The sequence below is a fragment of the Paraburkholderia sp. SSBN10T genome (assembly GCF_056619545.1).
This window is the reverse complement of the sequence record NZ_JBWQQI010000011.1, coordinates 119,703-142,761: the sequence shown is the minus strand read 5'-3', so window position 1 is coordinate 142,761 and position 23,059 is coordinate 119,703. Positions and strand designations below refer to the sequence as shown.

19 protein-coding genes are annotated in these 23,059 nt (G+C 63.5%); 4 read left to right on the top strand and 15 right to left on the bottom strand.

What is annotated here, in order from left to right; genetic code table 11:
* Nucleotides 1-91 precede the first annotated feature (91 nt).
* Entirely contained in the window at nt 92-1,444 is a 1,353-nt protein-coding gene (locus tag AC1ECK_RS18575; RefSeq protein WP_480321422.1) for a DUF2325 domain-containing protein, read from the top strand.
* Between the two features lie 34 nt (nt 1,445-1,478).
* On the opposite strand, the gene AC1ECK_RS18570 is transcribed toward AC1ECK_RS18575, so the two are convergent.
* From AC1ECK_RS18570 to AC1ECK_RS18560, 3 genes are all read right to left on the bottom strand, one after another.
* A complete protein-coding gene (locus AC1ECK_RS18570) occupies nt 1,479-1,940 on the bottom strand; it encodes a winged helix-turn-helix domain-containing protein (protein WP_480321421.1) in 462 nt (153 codons plus the stop codon).
* 78 nt (nt 1,941-2,018) lie between these two features.
* Nucleotides 2,019-2,693: a nitrogen fixation protein NifQ gene (locus AC1ECK_RS18565; RefSeq protein WP_480321420.1), complete on the bottom strand. Its 675-nt coding sequence runs from the start codon at nt 2,691-2,693 to the stop codon at nt 2,019-2,021.
* Between the two features lie 105 nt (nt 2,694-2,798).
* Complete coding sequence (locus AC1ECK_RS18560; RefSeq protein WP_480321555.1) at nt 2,799-3,287, bottom strand: molybdopterin-dependent oxidoreductase; 489 nt, start codon at nt 3,285-3,287, stop codon at nt 2,799-2,801.
* Between the two features lie 250 nt (nt 3,288-3,537).
* On the opposite strand from AC1ECK_RS18560, the gene AC1ECK_RS18555 reads away from it, so the two are divergent.
* Complete coding sequence (locus AC1ECK_RS18555) at nt 3,538-4,413, top strand: extracellular solute-binding protein (RefSeq protein WP_480321419.1); 876 nt, start codon at nt 3,538-3,540, stop codon at nt 4,411-4,413.
* A 4-nt stretch (nt 4,414-4,417) separates the two neighbouring features.
* A complete protein-coding gene (locus tag AC1ECK_RS18550; RefSeq protein ID WP_480321418.1) occupies nt 4,418-6,259 on the top strand; it encodes an ABC transporter ATP-binding protein/permease in 1,842 nt (613 codons plus the stop codon).
* Between the two features lie 127 nt (nt 6,260-6,386).
* Here AC1ECK_RS18550 and AC1ECK_RS18545 read toward each other — a convergent pair whose 3' ends face one another.
* From AC1ECK_RS18545 to cpaB, 11 genes are all read right to left on the bottom strand, one after another.
* On the bottom strand, nt 6,387-7,577 hold the full coding sequence (locus tag AC1ECK_RS18545) for a YncE family protein (protein ID WP_480321417.1): 1,191 nt from the start codon (nt 7,575-7,577) through the stop codon (nt 6,387-6,389).
* A gap of 592 nt (nt 7,578-8,169) precedes the next feature.
* On the bottom strand, nt 8,170-8,799 hold the full coding sequence (locus tag AC1ECK_RS18540; protein ID WP_480321416.1) for a DAK2 domain-containing protein: 630 nt from the start codon (nt 8,797-8,799) through the stop codon (nt 8,170-8,172).
* 33 nt (nt 8,800-8,832) lie between these two features.
* Nucleotides 8,833-9,843 carry a dihydroxyacetone kinase subunit DhaK gene (locus AC1ECK_RS18535; RefSeq protein WP_480321415.1) on the bottom strand — a complete coding sequence of 337 codons (1,011 nt, stop codon included), beginning with the start codon at nt 9,841-9,843 and terminating at the stop codon, nt 8,833-8,835.
* Nucleotides 9,844-9,875: 32 nt separating this feature from the next.
* Entirely contained in the window at nt 9,876-10,877 is a 1,002-nt protein-coding gene (locus AC1ECK_RS18530) for an ABC transporter permease (protein WP_480321414.1), read from the bottom strand.
* Nucleotides 10,874-12,427: a sugar ABC transporter ATP-binding protein gene (locus AC1ECK_RS18525; protein WP_480321553.1), complete on the bottom strand. Its 1,554-nt coding sequence runs from the start codon at nt 12,425-12,427 to the stop codon at nt 10,874-10,876. The genes AC1ECK_RS18530 and AC1ECK_RS18525 overlap by 4 nt, the downstream gene beginning before the upstream one ends.
* An 81-nt stretch (nt 12,428-12,508) precedes the next feature.
* A complete protein-coding gene (locus tag AC1ECK_RS18520; RefSeq protein WP_480321413.1) occupies nt 12,509-13,618 on the bottom strand; it encodes a sugar ABC transporter substrate-binding protein in 1,110 nt (369 codons plus the stop codon).
* Nucleotides 13,619-13,668: 50 nt separating this feature from the next.
* A complete protein-coding gene (locus AC1ECK_RS18515; protein WP_480321412.1) occupies nt 13,669-14,376 on the bottom strand; it encodes a class II aldolase/adducin family protein in 708 nt (235 codons plus the stop codon).
* Nucleotides 14,373-15,443: an S-methyl-5-thioribose-1-phosphate isomerase gene (gene mtnA / locus AC1ECK_RS18510; protein ID WP_480321411.1), complete on the bottom strand. Its 1,071-nt coding sequence runs from the start codon at nt 15,441-15,443 to the stop codon at nt 14,373-14,375. The genes AC1ECK_RS18515 and mtnA overlap by 4 nt, the downstream gene beginning before the upstream one ends.
* 59 nt (nt 15,444-15,502) lie before the next feature.
* Nucleotides 15,503-16,789 (bottom strand): S-methyl-5-thioribose kinase, encoded by a 1,287-nt coding sequence (gene mtnK, locus AC1ECK_RS18505; protein WP_480321410.1) that lies wholly within the window; start codon nt 16,787-16,789, stop codon nt 15,503-15,505.
* A gap of 27 nt (nt 16,790-16,816) precedes the next feature.
* The gene (locus AC1ECK_RS18500) at nt 16,817-17,512 is read right to left on the bottom strand and encodes a GntR family transcriptional regulator (protein WP_480321409.1); all 696 of its coding nucleotides are present in this window, start codon (nt 17,510-17,512) and stop codon (nt 16,817-16,819) included.
* Nucleotides 17,513-17,843: 331 nt separating this feature from the next.
* Nucleotides 17,844-18,542 carry a Flp pilus assembly protein CpaB gene (gene cpaB / locus AC1ECK_RS18495; protein WP_480321408.1) on the bottom strand — a complete coding sequence of 233 codons (699 nt, stop codon included), beginning with the start codon at nt 18,540-18,542 and terminating at the stop codon, nt 17,844-17,846.
* Nucleotides 18,543-20,171: 1,629 nt separating this feature from the next.
* Here cpaB and AC1ECK_RS18490 point away from each other — a divergent pair.
* Nucleotides 20,172-21,620 (top strand): sigma 54-interacting transcriptional regulator, encoded by a 1,449-nt coding sequence (locus AC1ECK_RS18490; RefSeq protein ID WP_480321407.1) that lies wholly within the window; start codon nt 20,172-20,174, stop codon nt 21,618-21,620.
* A gap of 80 nt (nt 21,621-21,700) precedes the next feature.
* Here the strand turns inward: AC1ECK_RS18490 and AC1ECK_RS18485 are convergent, their stop codons facing one another.
* Nucleotides 21,701-22,867 carry a patatin-like phospholipase family protein gene (locus AC1ECK_RS18485; RefSeq protein ID WP_480321406.1) on the bottom strand — a complete coding sequence of 389 codons (1,167 nt, stop codon included), beginning with the start codon at nt 22,865-22,867 and terminating at the stop codon, nt 21,701-21,703.
* Nucleotides 22,868-23,059: the final 192 nt, after the last annotated feature.

Genomic DNA, 23,059 nt, shown 5'->3' with positions numbered 1-23,059 from the left:
TTGCGCTACTGAGAACGATGGTGGCAGCCTCGACATCATCCGGCGACCGTGGCCGGCGGGGCGTGACACTGGAACCGGATTCGAGGTCGTCATGCAAGCTCCCCCGTTTCGCCTCGCTCGCCCGCTGGATGCCCGCGTCAATGAAAGCACCGGCGGCCGTCAGCACGCGCCCGATGCCTGCTGCGCCGGCCCGTCCCCGGTGCAACTCGCCGGCACGCGGCGCCGCACGCGTCTCGCGGAACTGGACTCGCATCTGCACTGCTCGATCATCGGCACGTGCCTGAGCACTCACGAGTTGCGCAAGCTGGTTCCCAGATTCACCGAACTGGATCGCCAACGCGCCAGCGATCTCGAGATTCACCATGCGGCCGTCGAACTCGCGATTGCCGGCGGCGCGGGCGGCAAGGCGCTGCATAAGGCGCTCGACGAACGCTACGCCGGCGCGATCCGCCGTTTCGATCAGGCGCACGACGAACAGGCGCTGCTGACGCTATGGAACGAGGCGCTCAGGAACGGCGATATTCCGCCGGCTTACTGGGCGCTGATGACCCATCCGTACGCGACGATGCCGGTGCGTCAGGCGGCCTTCGGCGAACTGCATATGCTGTCGCACCTGGTGGGCGCCGCCAATCGCGCGGATATTCGCCGGCTAGTGGCGCTTGAAGAGGAAAATGCCGCGCTGCGCGACAAGGTCGAGCGGCAACAGAGCCGGCTGCATGAAATCAGCACGCAGCGCGATGCGGCCATTGCGCAATTGACCGAACAGGTCGTCAAACTGACTGTCCAGGCTGAGCGCCAGCCATCCGCCGACACGGCAAGTCTGGCGGAAGAAGTCAAAACGCTGCAGGACAAACTCAAGGAAGCCGAGCAGCGCCTTGCGCTCCACACCAGCCGTCGCGAAGCGGCGGAGCAGCGTGCGCTGCAGGATCAGGGCACCGCACAGGCGCTGCGCGAGAGCCGCGATCAGGCGCTGGCGTTGCTGAAAGTCGTGCAGTCGGAATGCCACGCGCTGGAACGGGCGACGCTCGACGCACTCGACCAGCCGGACGCGCGCCGCGCGGGACTGGCTGGCGTCGAGGGCAAGCGGGTCGTGTACGTCGGCGGGCGGCCCGGTTCGAACGCGGCGCTCAGGGCATTGGTGAGTTCGGCGGGCGGCGAGCTGATCGTGCACGACGGCGGCCTGGAAGATCGCAAGGGCTTGCTCGCGGCAGCGTTACCGGGCGCCGACCTCGTGGTGTTTCCGGTGGACTGCATCGATCACGATTCGATGAGCACGCTCAAGCGCGTGTGCGAGCGTCATCAGGTGGACTATCACCCGCTGCGAACGGCGAGCGTGGCCAGTTTCATCGATTTGATCGCGCGCCTACAGGCCGATCCGGGCGCTTCGCAAAACACCGTGCCCAGCGCACGGCCGCCGTCGGCGTTTTGCCTGCGTCATGGCTGAGGCGCGTTGGCCCGGCTTCGCCGCTTGAGGCGCCTCAGGCCCGCATCAGCCGGATCAATGCGGCAATCTGGCCGGCACAGGCTTTTTCGGCTTGCGCCTCCACGTCGCGATAGAGGCGCACGATGTTCTCGCCGACCGGCGTGAGCACGCAACCGCCGCCGCTTTGCCCGCCCTGCTCGGAAACGGTCGCGGGCGACTTGAGCGACTGATTCAGTTCGTCGATCAGCAACCACGCGCGCCGGTACGACATATCGAGGCTGCGGGCCGCGGCTGAAATCGAGCCATGCTCGCGCACTGCTTCGAGCAATTCGACCTTGCCCGGTCCGAGCGCAACGGTGCCATCCTTGCGGATACGCATCCGGAAGCGCACTTCCGGCCGCGCTTTGCCGCGGGCGGCGGTGGGCGCTTTCGTAGCGGCTTGACTGCCGGCCTTGGCGCCGGCTTTGGCGGCGGTTCTTTTCGCCGGGACAGGTTTGATTTTCGCGGATTCGGCCATGCGCGAAAGCATACACGAAGCGGGTTGCGAGGCAATACCCGAGGAATGCCCGCCCCTCCGTACAGATTCGCAATCGCCCTAGGGTGCGTGCGGAAAGCAAAACCCGTAGTCTTCGCAACCGGGACAACCGGGCGCAGGACCGGGCTCACGCCCAAGCGAGAAGGCCAGTTGCCGGGCCAGAAACTTCTTCCAGCGCAGATTCTCGACGTTGAGCGCGGCCAGAGACGGGAAGTACCGCTCCAGCATCGCTGAGACTTCGTCGCGCCCAGTCAGTCCCAGGTCGCGCCATAGATGATCGGGCCGCAGGCACGCGTGCGCGATGATCGTGGCGAGACACAGGGCATCTGCGCCGCTTACCGCCGGATCGGCATACTGCAGCAGCAAAGTGCGCAGGGCCGAGACGAACTCGACATGCTCGTGGGTGCTCAGGCTTATCGCAGCAGCGTCGACTGGATGAGTTGCGCCGGTTACGCCAGCCGCGCCTGTTGAGCCGCCTGAAAGCGGTACCCCTGCAAAGTGCCGGCTGACGAGCGCAACCCATTGCGCCTGAGACAGCCCGAGCAACGCGCGCTCTCCGCGCACCTCACGCGCCGCGATCAGTTTCGCAAACAGATGCGTATCGAAAGAACGAGGATCGACGGCCATCTCCAACCAATGGCCGGTCCGGATCGCGCAAGCCTCCGCGAGGTCAGGCGTATGACCAGGCGCACGGGGCGGGAATGCCGGTGAACTGGAGAACGTGTCGTCAGGCATGGTATGAGCATCACGCAGCGATTGACCCATGGTACGACGAGCGCCCCGCTAGTGCGCATGCAGCCGCCAAAATCCGCTTGAACCCACGCGCAGCTTTCTGCCGCATTACAACGGCCGCAATACCTGCACATCGATCCGCGCCAGACGCTTGACGTGCCGCGGCGGCGCCATGATGTCCGCGCCGGAAAACAGAATCGGCGCGCCGTCTTCGACACTCAGCGGCTCGCCGTCGCACTCGTAGGCGATCAGCGCACTTTCGCCCACCGGCGTATTGAACAACTCGTGCCAGGAAAAGGTCACGGCGTAGCCGTCATGCGCTGCGGCAACGAACACCATCCGTTTGAAATCGCCGGGCGACTCGTTACGCAAGCCGGCTTCGGCGATGAGACCGGTCAGACGCACGCCTCGATAGCGGCCGACGCGCCGAATATAACGATTGGTCGTAAAACAGCGCAGGTCGAACGGCGTGGCCAGCACGCTTTCGTAGGCTCTGAGCTGGTCAAGCGACAACGACAGCGGCCGCAGAACATGGCCACTGAGGATGAAATCGCTGGCGAGCGCCGGCTCGTGCGCAAGCGCTGCGCTCAGGTTCATCGATTCCATGCTGGCGAATCCTCCGGCAACGAATATGGTTCGCGGCACAGGGCGTGCCGCATCGTGCGGCACACTGATTACGCCGCGCTATATATTCACATATATTACGGCCCTCCCGGGCCGCTGAGGCAAGAGGCCGCGCGGCATATGCGACATATGGCCCGATGTATACCCGCGAAGCCATCGGAGCGCCCCACTGGGCGTGATCGCGTCGTAATATATCGGTCTTTATAACGCTACGGGAAACGGCATGATTCGCAAGCTGCTTGCATCTCTCACAGTGGTCACCGGCATGGTGGCCGCTACCCCCGGCTTCGCCCAGGACAGCACCGTGAACGTGCTCTACGCCGGGTCGCTCGTCAACCTGATGGAGCGCAGCGTCGGGCCCGCCTTCGAGAAAGCCACCGGCCTGCAGTTCCGCGGCTACGCGGCAGGTTCGAACAAGATCGCCAACGAAATCAAGGGCAAGCTGCGCCGCGGTGACGTGTTCATCAGCGCGAGTCCGAAGGTCAACCAGAGCCTGATGGGCGCCGAAAACGGCGATCACGTGAGCTGGTATGTCAACTTCGCCGAGTCGCCGCTGATGATCGGCTACAACCCGAAGAGCAGGTTCGCCGCCGACTTCAAGACGAAGCGCTGGGACCAGGTGCTGCAGGAGCCGGGCATCCGGATCGGCCGCACCGATCCGAAGCTCGATCCGAAGGGCGCCTTTACGGTCGAGATGATGACGAGAGCGGCCGAGCTTTACCACCAGCCCGACCTTGTCGAGAAAACGCTCGGTGCGCCGGATAATCCAGCCCAGGTGCTGCCGGAGGAAACCCTGGTCGGCCGCTTGCAATCGGGCCAGCTCGACGCCGGCTTCTTCTATTCCACCGAGACCTCCGATCTGAAGATCCCAGCGCTGCAGCCCGCACCCGAATTGAAGGCCAAGGCCAGCTACACGCTGACCATCCTGAGCGACGCGCCGAATAGCACCGGCGCAACCCGCTTCGTGGATTTCCTGCTGAGCGCAGAAGGCCGCGCCCTGCTCAAGGAGCACGGCGTCGACGTGATCAGGCCGGCCGTCACCGGCAATGGCCAGGCTGTTCCGCCGTCGGTGCAGGCAGTGATCGACGCAGCTCAATAAGCCGATGAAGCGTATCGCGGCCCGGCCGCTTTTCTGGCTGGCTGCGCTGCTCGCCGCGTATCTGTGCGCGCCGTTCGTTGCCAGCGTGCCGCAACTCGGCGCGGCCGACTGGGCCAATGTCGACTGGCACGCCATGTGGTCGGCGGTGGCCGTCTCGGCGGCGAGCGCGAGCGTCGCCGCGCTTGTCATCCTGATTGGCGGCGTGCCGCTCGGCTATTTTCTGGCGCGCTCCAATTCGCGCAAGGTGGCCCTGCTCGGCTTCGTCGTGCAGTTGCCGCTCGCGCTGCCCCCGCTCACGAGCGGCGTGCTGCTGCTGTTTCTGCTCGGACCGTATAGCTGGGTGGGCCAGTTGACCGGCGGCGCCTTGACCGATTCGTTCGCCGGCATCGTGCTGGCCGAAACGTTTGTCGCGGCGCCGTTTCTGATTATCGCGGCGAAATCCGCGTTCACCGCCGTCGATCCGGTCTTCGACGACGTCGCCGCCACCCTCGGTCATCATGCCGGTAGCCGCTTCTTTCGCGTCAGCCTGCCGGTCGCCTGGCCGGCGATCCGCGCCGGGCTCGCGCTGGCCTGGTTGCGTGCCTTCGGCGAGTTCGGCGCCACGGTGATGGTCGCGTACCACCCCTACTCACTGCCGGTCTACACCTATGTTGTGTTCGGCGGCCAGGGCCTGCCAGCGATGATGCCGTTGCTGCTGCCCACGCTCGCCATCGCAATTGTGTGCGCCGCGCTGTCGATCTACAGCCGCCGCTCGACGGGCGCGACCCCGCCACTCGAAAACGGCGAGGACGCGGCCTACCCGCCCGTCGGCCCGCCGGCCGTGACAGACGCGGAACCGCTTCGCCTCGCGTTCCGGCTGACCCGCCGGCTGGGCACATTCGACCTCGACATTGCCTGGACGCCGGCTACCCGGCGCCTCGCGATCATCGGCCCATCGGGTTCCGGCAAATCGCTGGCGCTGCGGCTGATCGCCGGGCTCGAGCGTAACGAGCACGGCACGGTGCGGCTGGGCGCAGCGGATCTGGAGGCCTTGCCGCCGGAGCGCCGGCAGATCGGCTACATGCCGCAGGACTACGGACTGTTCCCGCATATGACGGTGGCCCAGCAACTGGCCTTCCCCGTCGATGCGGATGCCGCCAGCGCACGCTACTGGCTCGAACATCTCGGCCTCGCGGCGCTGGTCGGGCGCCTGCCGCATCAACTGTCGTTCGGTCAGCGTCAGCGGGTTGCGCTGGCGCGGGCGCTGACGCGCCATAGCCAGCTTCTGCTGTTCGACGAGCCGTTCGCCGCGCTCGACACGCCGCGCCGCCGTCGTTTGCAGCAGTCGCTGCGAGCCTTGCAAGGCGAGATTGCAGCGGTGACGATCATCGTGACGCACGATCCCGACGAAGCCGCGCTGCTGGCCGCCGAAGTGTTGGTTATCGAACAGGGACGCGTGTTGCAGGCCGGCCCGATCGACACGGTCTACGAGCAGCCCGCGACGATGCGCGTGGCCGAATTGCTCGGTCTGCACAATGTGGGCGAAGGGGTCATGCGCGACCAGGGGCTGCTTGAAACCGGCGCCGGCTTGCGGATCAAGACGGCGTCGAATTCGCTCGCAGCGGGCCAGCGGGTGATGTGGCGGGTGTCGTCGCACGCGCTCGCGGCAGCGCCCGACGGCCCGTACTTAGGCACGATCGACGCCATCGAACTGCGCCGCGGCGAGCGTTATATTCGCGTGGAAATAGCCGGCGCGCATTTCGATCTTGCCAGCGAGGATACGCGCCTGCGCCAGGGCACCCAACACCGCTTTGCGATCGCCTCAGCGGGCGTCTCGGTGTGGCCGGCGCAAGCGGCGCACGCCTGATCGAATCCGCGCTCACCCCGGCAAGCCTGCAAGCCGGTATGCCGGCACGGGGACGCCGGACCGGCCGCACTAAGGGCCGGTCACGGCGTGTTTACGACTGAATCAATGCGACTGACTCAATACGGGCTCAACTTGCCTGAGGCGCCGGACAGAACAGTTCGCCGTGCTTGGCCAGATAGGCCCGCGCACCGCTGCGATCGGTCGCGTCGAACAGCACCACGCCGCCATTCGAGACAACCGCGAGAGTCGCGCCGTCCGGCGTATAGCGCAGCGCCTGCGGATTGTCGCCGGCTGCGTAGCCGCCACTGACCTTGCCGCTGTCACGCGCGACCGTCGCCACCACACCGTCTTGCGCCAGCGAGACCGCCAGCGTGCTGCCGTCCGGGCTCAGCACGAAATGGTAAGCGGTCGGCGTGGCGCAGAAATGCAGCGTATTGGCAGGCTTGAGAGTCTGCGCGTCGTATTCGACGATGCCATCGCGCGCCAGCACCAGCAGATTGCCGCTATGCGGATCGACCTGAACATCGAGTGCGCCGGGCGCGTCGATGCTGCCGGCCAGTCTGCGATTCAGCGTATTGAACGCCTCGACCGTGCCCGCCACGCCGTTCGTGACGAACAGACGCTTGCCGTCCGGCGACAGCACCATGCCGACCGGACGCCCGAACGGCTGGTCATGCGCATCGCCGCCCTTCAGCACGAAGCGGCCGAGCGGACGGCCGTTGGCGGTCTCGAACACCGACACCGTGTTCGACACGACATTCATCACATAGGCGCGGCGGCCATCCGGCGAGAGCACGACGTTTTGCGGAAAGCGCTGTGCCCGCACCGTGCGCACGATGCGTCCTTTCTCCAGATCCACGAACGCCAGCGCATCGGGACGCAGCGAGCTGACATACGCGCGCCGGCCGTTCGCATCCACCGCGACGCCCACCGCACCGACGCCGCGGCAGAAGTTGTCCGGGCAGTCGTCCGAGGTCTTGATCGGTGCGTGACCGTCGATCGTTTTGGTCACACTGCGGTTCGCCAGATCCACCACGGCCAGCGTGTTGTCGCCGTTGCTGGTCGCGTACAGCCACTTGCTGTCGGCGCTGATATCGAGACCCTCCGGCGCGTTGCCGACCGGGATCACCGTGCCCTTCGCCAGTTCGCCGACCGGGACGGCAGCGGCTTTTGCCGCGGCGTCGTTAGCGGCGTCATTGGCGGTGCTGCATGCAGCCAACGCCACGCACGCGGCCACCACCGCGGCCAGATGACGCAAACCCGGCAAAGCGGACTGCCCCTGGACTTCAGGATGATTAAAACGATCACGCCAACCCATCGCTGCTCCTTGTTTAAAACTCAATGAAATAATCGAATCACGCCTGAGGCACCGCCCCGTCCGTAATGGCAAGCGAATATGCGTGAGGAAAACGCAATTGCGCCGCATTTGCGCGAATTTCCCGAACCCGGCCGGCAGCGCGAAAACACCTATTGATTCACACAGTGCATGGCCGCTCGATCCCGCATCCACCCGCACAGCGCAAACCAGCGAAAAAAGGCCATGCCGCGAACGTCGCCTGCCCGTTCGCGCGATGGCCAGATATCGTTTTATCTGAAGCTGAACAATGACGATTTCACTACAGCTCGATGAAATCTCAGATTCATGTGAATTGCATAAGCTTTATGTTCCGCTCATATTCGCGGTTGAGCGGATTCTAAATGAGTGCGGCCGGCCATGTATAGTATTTATTGGATTGACTGTGCCCTTTGACATTCAGAGCGATTGGTCAAGCGGTCCGCTTCGGATAGACCGCATAAAGCGGCATAATTTGCAAATAATAAGCCGGCGGAAGGGTCAAATTTGCCGATGCCGGCTTCGTCCTGCCCGGTTCCGATTCGATATGTGTGGTGCGATATCGCGACAAAGCCGATCAATCGCCTGCCAGCGCACGGCGTAACGCTTCGAGAAACCGCAGATACGCGGTCGCACCCGGATCGGGGTGACCGATACTTCGCTCTTGCACCCAGGCCGCCCGACCCTTCTGTGACTGCAACTCTGCGGTCGCCGCGATCCTCTCGCGCGCTGTATCGATCATCAAGGCAAGCAGCACATCCGGCGCCCCCTCCGACTCCTCGAGCACATCCAGACCAGGCACCAGCGCATCGAGCACGGTCTTGTCCCCGACCTTGCTCTTGCCACGTTCAATGATGCGCGCTGCCACCGCACGACCGATAGCCAGCGCCTCATCCTTGCCAACTGAAGCCTTGCCTGACATCGGCTTTGCGGCGGCGAGCAGACCGCCGCCGATCAGCGCGGCAAACGTCGACGGATTTGCAGTCGAAAAGGCCTTGCCGGCAGCAAGCAGGATCTCATTGAGCGCGGCGTCCGCGGGCAAGGCCGCGAGGGCTGCAACGACCGCCGTCGAGCCGGCTTGCACCGTGATGCCGAGATCGCCATCGCCCAATGCCGCATCGAGTTCGCGAAGCTCCTCTGCGTGCGCGGGAAGCGACGATAGCGCACGACTCAGCACAACGCGCAATTCGCTGCAGGAAACACTCATGCCATTCTCCTTTCGGATCGGGTCGGATAGGCTTCAGGCTGCGGACCATTCGTGAAAAAGGGGCGAACGCGCGGGCGCGGCGAGCAGTGCTTCGAGTTCGTCGTCCAGCAGCAACACCGTGATCGACGCCCCCGCCATCTCCAGACTCGTCACATACTCGCCGACATACGAGCGTGCAATCGTCAGCCCCCGCTCCGCGATCGCCGCTGCCGTGCGCCGGTACAGCAGATACAGTTCTTCAAGTGGCGTCGCGCCCAACCCGTTGACCAGCACCGCCACGCGCGAGCCCTTCGGCGCGGCGAGATCGCGCAGAATCTCACCGCACAGCCGGTCGGCGATCGCGTCAGCCGTTTCGAGTGGTCCGCGATGCGTGCCGGGCTCGCCATGAATGCCAATGCCGATTTCCATCTCGCCATCGGGCAACGTGAAGGTCGGCTTGCCGGCGGCGGGCAGGATCGTCGGCGACAGACCGACGCCCATCGTGCGACATTGCGCGTTGGCCTTCGCTGTGATCCGCGCCACGTCGTCGAGCGAGTCGCCGCGCTCCGCCGCCGCACCCGCGCATTTGAACGCGAACACCATCCCGGCAACGCCGCGACGCTCACTCGCGCGCTCGGGCGGCGCCGACGCCACATCGTCGGTCAGCAGTACGGTCCTGATGTCGATGCCTTCCGGTTCCGCAAGATCGGCGGCCAGGTCGAAATTGAACACGTCGCCACCGTAATTGCCGTACACGTAGAGTACGCCGGCACCGCCGTTCACCGCCCTGGTCGCTTCGAAAATCTGTTCTGACGACGGCGACGAAAACACGTTGCCCACCGCCACGCCACTGCACAGTCCCTCGCCGACATAGCCGAGAAAACCGGGCATATGCCCCGACCCACCACCCGTCACGATGCCGACGCGGCCCGGCTTCGGCGCATCCGCTCGCACCAGCGCGCGACGATCGGCGGTGGCAGCCTTGATCCAGCCCGGATGAGCGATCAGCAGCGAATCAATCACTTCGTCGACGAACTGGTCCGGCTGATTGATGATTTTTTTCACGCAAATCTCCTTGAATGGTCCGACACGGGTGCTCAGTTCTTGCGACGCTGGCTGAGCGCATCGAGCATCACTGCCGCGAAAATCACGCCGCCCTGAATGAACTGGGTCCAGAAAGGATTCACGCCGAGCAGCGACAACCCGACGTTGATCACACCGATCAGCACCACGCCGATAAATGTGCCGACGATCGAACCGCGTCCACCGGCCAGCGACGTGCCGCCTATCACGATGCCCGCGATCACCTGCAATTCAAGCCCGTTCGCCGCCGACGGCAACGCCGAATTCAGGCGTCCCGCAAGCACGATGCCGGCAATCGCCGCCGTCACGCCGGCCAGCGTATAGGTCAGGAAGATCACGCGATGCACGGGAATGCCCGCAAGACGAGCCGCCTCCTTGTTGCCGCCGACCGCGAACACCTGATGACCGAACGTGGTCTTGCGCAGCAGTACATGGCCAATCAGAAACACAATCAGCATGACGATCATCGGCGCGGGCAACCCGGCCACTGACTTCGCGCCAAACGCGGTGAACGCATTGGGGAAATCGAACTTCGTGCGGCCGTCGGAAATGGCGAGTGTGAGGCCACGCGCCATCGCCATCATCGCGAGTGTCACGATGAACGGCACAAGCCGTAACCACGCTACCGAAATCCCGTTTAGCGCGCCGACGCCCGCGCCGACCGCAATTGCAATCGCGAGACCGGCAAGACCGAGCCCAAGGTTGTCGGGCGTCGAACCCGCCATCAGCGCCGCGGCGACCATGCCGCTCAAAGCCACCAGCGAGCCGACCGACAGATCGATGCCGGACGTGATGATCACGAACGTGCCGCCGACCGCCGCAATCCCCACCACCGACACCTGCACCATGATGTTGGTCAGTGTGCTGGTGGTGAGGAATTCCGGCGACGCGATCGACAGCACCACGCAAATGATCACCAGCGCGGCGAACAGCGGTCCGATGCCGCTGCGCAACTGTCGTATCACGCGGCTCGAAAGCGCGTCAGGACCGGTCGGTTTTGCTGCCGTCGAAGTCATACGCCTACTCCTGTCGTCGCCCATTGAATGACCGTTTCCGAGTCCGCCTTATCGCGCGGCAGTTCGGTGACGATCCTGCCGCGATGCATCACGAGAACGCGATCCGACATGCCCAGCAACTCCGGCAACTCCGAACTCACCATGACGACCGCTGCGCCCGCCCGCGCCATCGACACCATATGCGCATAGATTTCCGTCTTCGCGCCAACATCGATGCCGCGCGTCGGCTCGTCGAGCATGATCACGGCCGGTTGCGTCGCGGCCGCGCGGCCGAGAATCACCTTCTGCTGATTGCCGCCGGACAGATTGCCGGTGATCTGCAGCACCGACTGTGCGCGCACCGCGAAGCGCGTACTGGCATCCTGTGCGAGCTTGCGCTTTCTCGCGTTGCGCACGAAACCACCGGCCGCCAGTGCTTTCAGACTCGACAGCGCGATGTTTTCCTCGATGCTCGCGTCGAGGACCAGACCTTCGAGCTTGCGGTCCTCCGCCGTGTAGACGAGGCCGTGGCGCATGCCTTCGTTCGGAGAACGAAGCACGACTTTGCGGCCACGTATCCAGATTTCACCTTCGGTGACTTTCTGCGCGCCGAAGATCGCTTTCAGTAATTCCGTGCGTCCCGCGCCGGCAATTCCCGCAATCCCTACGATTTCACCTGCCCGCACGCTAAAACTCGCGTGCCGGACAATGGGCGGACTCGCCAGATCGCGCACGTCCAGCACCACCGGCCCGTAATCGCGCGGCTCCCAGGGGTAGAACGAGTCCAGGTTGCGCGCGACCATCGCTTGCACCAGATCCTGTTCCGTCCAGTGCGCCATCGCGCGCATGCCGACTGTCGCGCCGTCGCGCATCACGACCGCAGAATCGGCCAGTTCGAACACCTCTTCCAGATGATGCGAGATGAAGATGATGCCCATTCCAGTGGCACGCAAGCGTCGCACGACCGCGTACAGATTGGTGATATCCGCGGCCTGCAATGCCGCTGTCGGCTCGTCCATCACAAGAATCCGGGCATCGCGCGCGACAGCTTTTGCGACTTCGACGAGTTGCCGCTTGTTCAATGGCAAATCGCCTAACCGCATCGACGGCGATACCGTGTCGAGTCCCACCTGGCTGAGCGCTTCGCGCGCTCGCCGATCCGCGTCGCGCCGCAACACGAAACCGTTGCGCGCCGGCATCCGGCCGAGGAACAGGTTTTCGGCAACGGTCATGTCGTTGATCAGCGACAATTCCTGATAGATCACTGCAACGCCGGCGTCGATTGCAGCGTGGGTGCCGCGAGCAAGCCGCTTGCCGTTGATCTCGATCGTGCCTTCGTCAGGTTCATATGCGCCTGATAACGTCTTGATCAACGACGACTTACCCGCACCGTTCTCGCCGACGATCGCCATCACGTGACCCGCGTGCAGCGTGAGACTCACGCCGCGCAGCGCCTTCACGCCAGGAAAGCTCTTGACGATGCCTTCCATATGCAGCAGCGGTACACGACCACCGGCGCGCGTGTCCGGTTGCGCGTCAGCCTGAAACTGCGAATCCGTTTCCGCATCCATGATTGCGTCCTGCGTCGAGTGACACGCGCCTTGTTTGCCGGCAAAGCGCGCGTCCAGCCATGACTTCAACTCGTCTTCAGGTTACTGGCTAACCTGCAATGACCACAGCCCGTACTTCTTCGTTTCGTCGGAATCGATATTTGACTTGTCGATCAGCAACGTCGGCCATGCATAGCTCGCGGGCACCGATTTTTTCGCATTGTTGTCGGCGATAAAGCTCAACGTTTTCGCGGCCATCTCGATCGGATTCTGCGAGATCGTCGCGTCCTGCTTCCCCGCTCGAATTGCCGATAACGCTTGCGCCGTGCCGTCCGCGCCGATCACCATGATGTGTTCCTTGTCGCCGAGCGGTTTGTAACGGCCCGCATTGTCGATCGCCTTTTCCGCACCGACCGTGTTGTCGTCGTTGGCGCCGAACACGGCATCGATCTGCGGGTATTTCTGCAGGATATTGGTCATCGCGTTCAGCGACTTCTCCTGGTCGAACGCGCCCTCCTGACGTGCGACCACCTTGATATCCGGATACTTCGCCATCTCGTCACTGAAGCCTTTCTCGCGGTCGGTCGCGGCGGTCGTGCCGACCAGCCCGATCAGATCGACCACGTTGCCTTTCGGTGATCCATAGCGCTCTTTCAGCTTGTCGGCGATCCACTTCGCACCGGTTGCGCCGAGCGCGACGTTATCGGACGCGACGAACGACGTGACAGTCCCGCCGTCCGACCCGCGATCGAGCGTAAATACCGGGATGCCCATCGAATTTGCTTTCTGGACGGCGGGAATGATCGCTTTCGAATCGATCGGATTCAGCACGAGCGCGCTCACGCCCTGGCTCAACAGATTGTTCGCGTCGTTGACCTGTTGCTGCGCGTCGCCATTCGCATTGGTTTGCACGAGATCGAAACCCTCGTCTTTCGAGCCCTTTTCCACGCCCAGTTTCAGCCCGACGAAGAACGCGTTGTTCAACGTCGACACCGAGAAACCGATCTTGGGCTTGCCGCCCGTCGCAGCCGCGGGCGCCGCATCTGCGACACCGGCGGCACTCGCCGCCGCATCGCTCGCCGCGGCGCCGCCCGACGACGGCGACTCACTCTTCGAACAGCCGCTCAACGCGGCCGCCGCGCACAGCACGACGGCACCCGTCGACGCACCCAGGGTGCTCCAACGGCCAAGTCTTCCTGAATTCCGAGCCATGTCTCACTCCATTTTTCAAGTTATGTAGCGCAGTGTGTTCCGGGACGGCGTCAGACTTTATTGCCGCTGTCACCGCTTTCGCGGCGCACGCCGTAGTTGCTAAATTTCTTCACTACTTCGCCGATTTCTTCAGCCGTCAGCAAGGGCGGCGGGCCGAGCTGACTGGCGAGCAGATACTGCTTCGCCAACACTTCGACTTCGTTTGCGAGCCACAACGCACGCGCCAGGTCGTAACCCAGCGCAATCACGCCGTGATGCGCAAGCAGGCACGCTGTACGGTCCTGCAACGCCTGCAAGGCGTGATCCGACAGTGCCTGGCTGCCGAAGGTCGCGTAGGGCGCACAGCGGATCGAGTTGCCGCCTGCGGCTGCAATCATGTAGTGATGCGCGGGAATGTCCCGGCCGTGAATCGCGATTGCGGTCGCGGCGTTCGAATGCGTGTGCACGACGGCGTGGATATCGTGACGAGCCTGCAGAATGTCGCGATGAAAGCGCCATTCGCTCGACGGTCTGCGCTCGCTGAAAACCGCTGCATCCGGTTGCACATCGAGAGGCAGCCATACGATCATGTCCACTGTCAGCAGCGCCGCAGGCACGCCACTCGGCGTAATCAGCAAGCCGCTTCCGCAGCGCGCGCTGACATTGCCCGAGGTGCCCTGATTGATGCCGAGCCGCTCCATCTCCTGCGCGGTTCTCACGATCCCGGCTCGCAAAGACGGCTCATCTGCGCCGTCTTTGACGGTTTCGCCCGCCGTCACGACGCGGCTCCAAACAGCGTGGCAAGTTGCGTATCGAATGGCGCCCTGATGATGCCGCGCTCGGTGATATAGCCTGTCACGAGATCGTGCGGCGTCACGTCGAAAGCCGGGTTCCGAACCTTGATGCCCGCCGGCGCAATCGCGTGTCCGCCAAGATGCGTGATTTCGTCGTCGCGACGCTCCTCGATTTCGATGGCGTTGCCGTCGGGCGTCTGTAAATCGAGTGTCGACGACGGACACGCGACATAAAAAGGCACGTTGAAATGCCGAGCGATAATCGCAACGCCCAAGGTGCCGATTTTATTCGCGAAATCGCCGTTCGCCGCCACCCGATCCGCACCGACAATCACCACATCCACGCACTTTCCTGCGATCACCGAGGCGGCCATGCTGTCCGTGATCAAGGTTACATCGACGCCACCCTGTTGCAATTCGTAGGCGGTCAGACGCGAGCCCTGCAGCAGCGGCCGGGTTTCGTCCGCATAGACACGAAACGGAATGCCGGCACGCTGTGCGAGATAGATCGGCGCGGTCGCCGTGCCGAGGCCCGTCGTCGCCAATGCGCCGGCGTTGCAATGCGTCAGCACGCCGCTGCCCGGCGCAATCAGCGTCATGCCGTGTCTGCCGATCTGCTCGCACAGCGACTGGTCCTCGTGATGGATCGCCTTCGCTTCGTCCACCAAGGCGCGATAGAGCGAGAGCGTGTCGCCGGCGTCCGAATCGTTCGCGGCGCGCAGCATTCGCTTCAGGCTCCAACTCAGATTGACTGCCGTGGGCCGCGCACTGTCGAGATAGGCGGCGCGCTCCTGCAACGCTGCGCGGAACGCGCCGATCGGCAAATCGCGCGACGACTGCATCGCGACGCACAAGCCATAGGCCGCCGCGACGCCGATTGCCGGTGCGCCCCGCACCCGCAACTCGTGGATCGCACGCCAGACTTCATGCGCGTCGGTCAGCGTCTCGATGACGGTAGCGTGCGGCAAGCGGGTCTGGTCGAGAATCCGCAAGCAATCGTCTTCCCACGCGAGCGTGGCCGGCAGGTTCAGGAAAGGCGACGGCGATACCATGCGTGCTCCGGTGCTAGATGAAGAATGAAGGGTGGCGGTTTCGGACGACGCGGCGAGATTCATGGCGATGCGCGTCCGTCGCCTTGAAACTCGCGCGCCATCGACACGACCTGTGCAATGTCGCCGATCGCATTGCGCTCGACCAGCAAGCGTTCAGCGCAATGCAAGGCGCGCACTTCGACAGCCGCTCTCAATGTGTTATCCGCGATGCTGGTGATGTCGGCGACCTTGGCCATGCCAACGATGCGCCGGATCATCTTGCAGCCCGCAAATCCCAGCGATTGCGCAAGGAGCCGCTGCACGAACCTCGCGCGATATGCTTCGACGCAAAGACCATCCGGATCGTCACCGATGAAATGACTCTTGCGCCGGCTTTCGTGATCGCGCCACAGCGCCAGGAACGTCTGCTCGAAGCCGCTCCAGATAGACGTCACCTGATCGAGAAGCCAGCCGCGATAACTGTCGATGCCCGCATTGTCACGCCCGCCACTCGTCTGATGACGGTCGTGCCAGTCGCGCGAAAAATAGGCGAGCAACAGATTCGCAAGCACCGCACCGATATCGAAACCCATGGGTCCGTAGAACGCAAACTCGGGGTCGATCACATAGGTTTCGTTCTGGTTGACCATGATCGAGCCGGTGTGCAGATCGCCGTGCAATAGCGCCTCCGCATCGTTCATGAACGCCCATTTCATCTCGGCCACGGCGACGCGCAACGCCGGCGATTGCCGCAGACGCTCGATTTCCGCGCGCGGAAAGGCCGGACTATAGACATTCGACGCATGATCTTCGAACGGATACGTGAACACGAGGTCTTCGGTAATCTTGCATAGCTCGCTGTTCACGGCATCGCTGACCGCCTGCTTCTTCACGTGGGGCGCGAGAAACAGATCTGAGCCGTAAAACAGCGTGTGCGCGAGATAGGTCGAAAGATGCTCAGCGAGCTTCGGATAGACGACACCGTCCATCAAGCCCTGTCGCAAGATCCGATGCGACGACAGCCGCTGCATCACCATCAGGAACAGTTCGTTGTCGGCGTGATAGACGCGCGGCACATGCTGCGGACACAGCGCTCCAAAGCGCTGCAACGCAGCGACCTCGCGCTCCATGCGGTGCCGCGTCAGCGGCCACGACTGCCCGACCAGCCGCAAAAACGGGGGCGCCTGCTTCACGACAACGCTTTTTTCAGGGGCCCGCGCATTACTGACGAAATAGACGAAGTTCAGGTTGCCGTCGCCAACCTCAGCGATGTCGAGTTCGCCAGGTTCGTTGAGCAACGCATACACCGCTGGAATACTTCGCAAATACGCCGACAATGCCGAAGAGCTGAATGCTTCGAATTCCATTAACGTCTCCTCCATGCTCGACCAGGCTCAGCGTTTCTTGCGAACCAGATCGAACTTGAAGATGCTTGTGTTGTAGTAGTCGTTGCTATAGCAGATCGGCTCGCCGGTCTGATCGAAATCCACTTCGTCGAGCAGCAGAAACAGCCCAAAGCCGTCGCCGAGCTCCGGCAGATCGCGCGGAGTCAGGATGGTCGGCTGAATGAACGTATGCGTGTGCGAAAGCCTTCGTCCGGTCCGCTCGAACATCGCGAACAGCGATTCACCGAGTTCGCCGCCGCATGCATCGAAAACATGTTTCGGCACGGTATCGATGCAATACGCAGCAATCGCGTCGTCCGCGCATCGCACACGCTCGATGCGCACACACTCGTCGCCGACGTTCAAACGCAACTTTCCGGCAAGACTTTCGGATGCCTTGATATGTTCGATTTGCAAGCGGCAGGTGGCCGGCACCGCACCGACCCGGCGAATCATATCTGTCACAGACATCAGATCATCCAGGCCACCTTTCAGTTTCAACGAAATTTGTCTGACGAAGGTGCCACGCCCCTGCACGCGCGATAACAGGCCGTGTGAAATCATCTGCGCGACCGCTTCCCGAAGACTCGACCGGCCGACCCCCAATAGCTCGCAAAGCTCTATTTCAGTGGGAATCTGGTCGCCTGGCTTGAGCGATTTTTCCCGGATCATCGTCATCAACGACTCCTGGATTTTCTCGCTCATCGAGTGTTCGACGATCAGCCGCATAGGCACCTCAGGTGGTCAGCACCGAATCAATATAGATCAGATGTCTGATGTATCTAGGCGGTGTTTACCCGTAAAAAGATGCTGCGCTGCATGATGCGGACCAGGACTCCTCATCAATTGGGCCGCTCGGAGACAGGCGCCAGGCGCCGGACAGATGGATTGGCGCACCGTCAACGCTCACGACATGACGTGAGCGTTGATGCCTGAAGGAGAAAAGTTGGAACGCCGCGGCAAGCGGCTGTCAATCCGGGAAACGGCAGCGCTCAGGCCCCGCCCGGCTTCGCCCTGTTGTTGGGCGCGAAGCGCATCACCGCTCGTCGAGCAGCGCAAGCGAGGCAGCTTGCCGGGGATCGTCCCGGTCATGACCCGCCGCGTTGTGAAGCTGCAATGACAGCGTTCCCGTACGGCGCGCCAGGTCGATCTGCGCGGCGTCGCCGGGCGTCACCGCGAGCGTGAAGATCTCAGTCACGCGCGGCCAAACTTCGAAGCGGTCCACGTGGCGCGTCGCCGACAACACCAGAACCTGCCGCAGCAGCACCGAGGCGGCAGCGCCATGTTCAGTATCGCCGGACTCCCGCCTCGCGACGACGATATCGACATGATTGCCCGGCAGTACCAACCCCTGCACGCGGTCGATTCCGCTCAATTGCAAGCTGAACGGCAGCAGAGCGGCATCGACGACGCCGGTCATGCCTGCCGAGAAGGCCACCGGCTGCAGCCGCTCTTCCACGAGCGGCTCGCCGCGCTGCAAGCTCGCCGTCAGCACGCGGCCATCGAGTTTGCGCGGGTCATCGAACGCGCCGGGCGGGATATGCCCCGGCGGACAATCGACCAGCTTGATGAAACGCGGTGCGAGCCGCTGACCAAGGTCGATATCGACCGCCGCCACAGCAATCCTCGCCTGTGGCGGCGCCACCGCCTGTGTGCCGCGCGAGGCGGACAGCGCCATCGCCAGTGCCCCGGTTAGCGTCACCGCCAGTGTCCCCATCCGTTTTATATTTTTCACGTCGCACTCCTTAATTCACCGCTTGCCAGGATTGCGCGGATCGCATTCGAACTGGATTTGCACGGAACGGACCAGTCGGGACGGTTGCCTAAAAACCGTCTTCGCACTGAAGGACGGCAAGGCGAAAGAAAAGCGAGCGATCATCAACGCCGGCGTCGTACCGCGCTGCAATCGGCTGCTCCGTTCCCCTTGGCGATCGTGTTGTTCCGATCTGCCATCCGGCATGCGCCGTCCCCGCGGAGCGTCGATGCAATCGGTCCGCACCTGGAGGGGGAACACCCGCCCCCACCAGGTGGCTGCCGATCGGGCTGTTGATTCGCCCGTAGTAAAACCTGTCCTGCCAAGCCTTTCTGCGAAGGCTGCGTGCCTTGCTGGCCTCATCGCGCCACTTCTATGTTGGCCCTGTCGTACCCATTGAGATGGGCTTAGTGGTTCCTTCCCTGAGCGTCTTCGCGCTGCCTGTGTCCCCGCCCTGCCTGTGCTTCCCCGCGCCGCCTGTCATGTCCTGTCTGGCCTTGTGCTGTCCTGCTGCTCCGGACCCACGTGCTGGCTGTGTCTGCCGGTTGCAGGACATATAGCGACGACCGTGCCAGCCACGCGCAACACGGGCCGCGCCGGACGAAGCGGCCAGCGCCACCGGCAACCGGGGTGATCTGGCGTCAGGCAGGGGAAAAAACTGTTGCAACGTTGCGACTCGCTCGCCGCGAAAAATTGGCTGGACGCCAGGGACAGGACCGGTAAAGACATCCTGCGGCGGCAGCGTCGCATCACGCGAAGTTCTGGGCCTGGGGCGTCCGGCGACACCCATGATTCGTGCCACCGGACCATCGGTACCGCTCGGCGACCGATATGTGGGCTACCGCACGTAGCCCAAAGTGTCTCAATTATGAGACGCCCGCCCGGCGCTAGAATCGGTCAGCCGGTGGCAAGCAAGCCGCCCCGCGGGGCTCGGCAGGAACTGACCGCCAGCCCCGGGCAAGCGGCGCCGGATGAGGTGTGGCGCGCACCACAGGCGGCCCGCCGGCGCTCGTTGCGCCGCTCGCAAAGGTTTGCCCGATTAGCGCTCCAATGGAATGTTTGCGCAATGGCTTCAATAAAATGCCGAAACCGGTCAAATATTCTCGCCAATTAATTGACAATCGCGTCACACTATTTGTGTTCGACTTTCTTAAAATTGAGTCAGAATTGATACATACTGCTCTTCGAGCCCCGGCGCGGCGAACGGCCGTGCCACACGCCCCATCCAGATTTGCGCTTATAGCAAGCGCAATTGTTTTGTTCTATCTTTGGCCCATGCGCCGCTTAGAGCGCAATAGAGAGAGACCGGCGGAAAACTTGTCCACGGTTGTATCAACGGGGGATGAAATGAAAAATAAGCGTTCGTACGAACATATTATTCAGCGCGTCAGTGATTTCACGGTAAGCGGCCAGCCCGGCCACGGGCGCGATCCGTCAGGCGGCCGCCATACGAGGTCCGCGCCCGCACGCGCGTGGGCGGCTGCACAGGCACCGCAATGCGTAGCCCGCAGGTTCGCCGGAACCGCCCTATCCCAGCCCGTTGTTCCGGCTGAAGCATCCTTTGCCTGACCCAGCCCAGCAACCTGAGCGCTGCATCGAACCGGGGGTTACATGAACAGCACTGACACGCCGCATGACACGGAGCGCACTGTCCTCTGCGTTTCCGCGAGGCCCGACGAAATTCTCGGCAAGTTTCTCGCCGCGTGCGGCTGGCACGTGGTTCACGCCAAAACGACCGCCATCGCCGAGCGCATGATCGAGCGGGACAACATCAAGGTCGGCCTGATCGAACTGCCGGAAGACTGTACGACCCAGTATCTGTCGGCCCTCGAGGCGTGCATGCGGCGGGGCGAGGCCAACTGGGTCGCGCAGATCGCCCCGGGCCAGGCCGACAACGAGCTCGTGGGCCGTTTTATCCTCGACTATTGTTTCGATTTCGTCACCCGCCCGTGCCTGAACGAGCGGCTCATCTTCGCGCTGGGCCACGCCCATGGCCTGTCGAACCTGCGCAAGGCCCGCGTCACGCCGGAGCCTTCAATGGGCCGGCACGAGATGGTCGGCCAGTGCGAACCGATGCAGCAGCTTTACCGGCACATCGACAAGTGCGCAGCCACGGATGCGCCGGTGTTTGTCGCCGGCGAATCGGGCACCGGCAAGGAACTGACGGCGCGCGCCATCCACGTGCGCTCGTCGCGTTCCGCTCAGGCCTTCGTGGCGATCAACTGCGCGGCGATTCCGCCCACTCTGCTGCAAGCCGAGCTGTTCGGCCACGAGCGCGGCGCCTTCACGGGCGCGGTGCAGCGCAAGACCGGACGGATCGAAAGCGCGCACCAGGGCACGCTGTTTCTCGACGAAATCGGCGATATGCCGCACGAGTGCCAGGCAGTGCTGTTACGCTTCCTGCAGGAAGGCACGATCGAACGGCTCGGCGGCGACAGCGAAATCAAGGTGGATGTGCGGGTCATCTCGGCCACGCACGTCAACCTGGAGAAGGCCGTCGAAGACGGACGCTTTCGTTCCGACCTGTATCACCGCCTGTGCGTGTTGCGGCTCGTCGAACCGCCGCTGCGCGAGCGGGGCGGCGATATCAAGCTGCTGGCGAACTATGCGCTCAGCATGTACAAGCAGGACGGCGCCCGCAAGATTCGAGGCTTTTCGAGCGACGCGGTGGTCGCCATGTCCAACTATGCCTGGCCCGGCAATGTGCGCGAACTGATCAACTGCGTGCGGCGCGCGGTTGTCATGAGCGAGGGCCGGTTTATCACCGCTACCGACCTCGGCTTGCCGCAATGTACCAATGCGCCCGCTGTGACCCTTGCGGAAATTCGCAGCAAGGCGGAAAAGGATGCGATCGAGCAGGCTCTGCAGCGGCATGGCTACAAACTCTCGGAGGCGGCGGCCGATCTGGGCGTCTCGCGCGCGACGCTGTACCGGTTGATGCATGCCAACCGCATCAACCAGGATGGCGTTGCAGGCCGTCCGCCGGCAGACGGTGGCGTGCCGCCGGACGACGAAGACAGCGAGAGGGAGCTACCCTCGCTCACTGCGTCGAACCATTGACTTGACTGGGCGAACCCGAAAGCCGCCGGCGGCCGCCGTGTAAGCACGCCCCTTGCGGCGTGCCGCAGCCCTTGCGGCGCTTAGCGCGTGGCGGGGCCGGCTTCGGGGTCCGAGCGGTACACGGCAATGCCCTCCATCGGATCGGGCGGCTCGCGCCACGGCGCCTTCTCCAGCATCCGTGCAGTGTTCTCGTAACCGGCCTGCCAGCGCCGCTGGATGCCGCTCGCGGAGAAGTCGATGTCTTTGTGCAGGTCGTCGCCCACGAGACGCGGCGCGTCGAGTTCGATCACCTGCATGGTGGTCCCGCAGCCCCAGCCGAGCAACTCCCGCACCTCCGCCGCGTCGCGCTGCTCAGCGGGAATGTACTGCTCCAGTTCGCGAATCACGTGCCGCAACCGGTGGATCTGCTTCTGCCGCTCGAGATGGCTCTCGGCCCGGCTCGAATACTGGATGTCGCGCTGCCGGCTCATCGCCTGCCAGACCGACTTGGGTTCCGGCCCGTGTGCCGGCCACAACTGCACGGCGAAAATCACCGAGTCGCGCCGCGGATGGTCGTCGAGCACGGCTTCGAGCGGCGTATTGGAGTAGATGCCGCCGTCCCACCAGGTCTCGCCTTCGAGCCGCACCGATGGAAAACCCGGCGGAAACGCGGCCGAGGCCATGACATGATCGACGTCGAGCGGCGTGTCGCGGTTCGTGAAGTAGCGCATGCGCCCGCTGCCGACGCTTACTGCACCCACGGTCAAACGGGTCTGCTGGTTGTTCAGGTATGCGAAATCGATCAGCGACAACAGCGTCTCGCGCAGCGGCTGCGTCGAATACAAGGCCGCCGGCCACATGCCGCCGGGTTCATGCAGGCCGAGCAAAGCGCTGGGACGCGGCGAGAAAAAAGCCGGGATGCCGCGCGTCATGATCGACATGTTGCGCAGCCAGTCGTCGAGGAAAGGCAGCCAGCCGGCGGTGGCGCTGCCGCGATAGGCGACCTGCTCCCAGAAGTGTTTGAGCTTCTCGATACGACGCTCGGGTGAATTGCCGGCGATGATCGCGCCGTTGATCGCCCCGATCGACGTGCCGATCACCCATTCGGGTTCGATCTGCGCTTCATGCAGTGCTTCATACACGCCGGCCTGATAAGCCCCAAGCGCCCCGCCGCCCTGCAGAACGAACACCACCTGGCCGGGCAGATTCCCGCAAGCCGCTTGCCCGGGCGCGTCGGCGGCATGGTCGTCAGGTGCTTGCGTCGCCATGGTGTTCCTCCGTGGGTGGAGCGTCGATAATGGCACGCGTGGATGACTGGGCGCAATGCAGGATCACCCCCCATCTAGCCCGGCAGATATTTCCGCGTGAGCTGGCGGGCGCGATGCAGGCGGCTTATGACGGGCACGCTGACGGCCACGCGGGTCTCGCTGTTCGTCATCCCATAGAGGTCGCGCAGCATG

What these genes read in the sequence shown, in the direction of transcription:
- AC1ECK_RS18575 (WP_480321422.1), top strand. Translation starts at nt 92, where the DNA reads ATGCAAGCTCCCCCGTTTCGCCTCGCTCGCCCGCTGGATGCCCGCGTC.
- AC1ECK_RS18570 (WP_480321421.1), bottom strand. Translation starts at nt 1,940, where the DNA reads ATGGCCGAATCCGCGAAAATCAAACCTGTCCCGGCGAAAAGAACCGCC.
- AC1ECK_RS18565 (WP_480321420.1), bottom strand. Translation starts at nt 2,693, where the DNA reads ATGCCTGACGACACGTTCTCCAGTTCACCGGCATTCCCGCCCCGTGCG.
- AC1ECK_RS18560 (WP_480321555.1), bottom strand. Translation starts at nt 3,287, where the DNA reads ATGAACCTGAGCGCAGCGCTTGCGCACGAGCCGGCGCTCGCCAGCGAT.
- AC1ECK_RS18555 (WP_480321419.1), top strand. Translation starts at nt 3,538, where the DNA reads ATGATTCGCAAGCTGCTTGCATCTCTCACAGTGGTCACCGGCATGGTG.
- AC1ECK_RS18550 (WP_480321418.1), top strand. Translation starts at nt 4,418, where the DNA reads ATGAAGCGTATCGCGGCCCGGCCGCTTTTCTGGCTGGCTGCGCTGCTC.
- AC1ECK_RS18545 (WP_480321417.1), bottom strand. Translation starts at nt 7,577, where the DNA reads ATGGGTTGGCGTGATCGTTTTAATCATCCTGAAGTCCAGGGGCAGTCC.
- AC1ECK_RS18540 (WP_480321416.1), bottom strand. Translation starts at nt 8,799, where the DNA reads ATGAGTGTTTCCTGCAGCGAATTGCGCGTTGTGCTGAGTCGTGCGCTA.
- AC1ECK_RS18530 (WP_480321414.1), bottom strand. Translation starts at nt 10,877, where the DNA reads ATGACTTCGACGGCAGCAAAACCGACCGGTCCTGACGCGCTTTCGAGC.
- AC1ECK_RS18525 (WP_480321553.1), bottom strand. Translation starts at nt 12,427, where the DNA reads ATGGATGCGGAAACGGATTCGCAGTTTCAGGCTGACGCGCAACCGGAC.
- AC1ECK_RS18520 (WP_480321413.1), bottom strand. Translation starts at nt 13,618, where the DNA reads ATGGCTCGGAATTCAGGAAGACTTGGCCGTTGGAGCACCCTGGGTGCG.
- mtnA (WP_480321411.1), bottom strand. Translation starts at nt 15,443, where the DNA reads ATGGTATCGCCGTCGCCTTTCCTGAACCTGCCGGCCACGCTCGCGTGG.
- mtnK (WP_480321410.1), bottom strand. Translation starts at nt 16,789, where the DNA reads ATGGAATTCGAAGCATTCAGCTCTTCGGCATTGTCGGCGTATTTGCGA.
- AC1ECK_RS18500 (WP_480321409.1), bottom strand. Translation starts at nt 17,512, where the DNA reads ATGAGCGAGAAAATCCAGGAGTCGTTGATGACGATGATCCGGGAAAAA.
- AC1ECK_RS18490 (WP_480321407.1), top strand. Translation starts at nt 20,172, where the DNA reads ATGAACAGCACTGACACGCCGCATGACACGGAGCGCACTGTCCTCTGC.
- AC1ECK_RS18485 (WP_480321406.1), bottom strand. Translation starts at nt 22,867, where the DNA reads ATGGCGACGCAAGCACCTGACGACCATGCCGCCGACGCGCCCGGGCAA.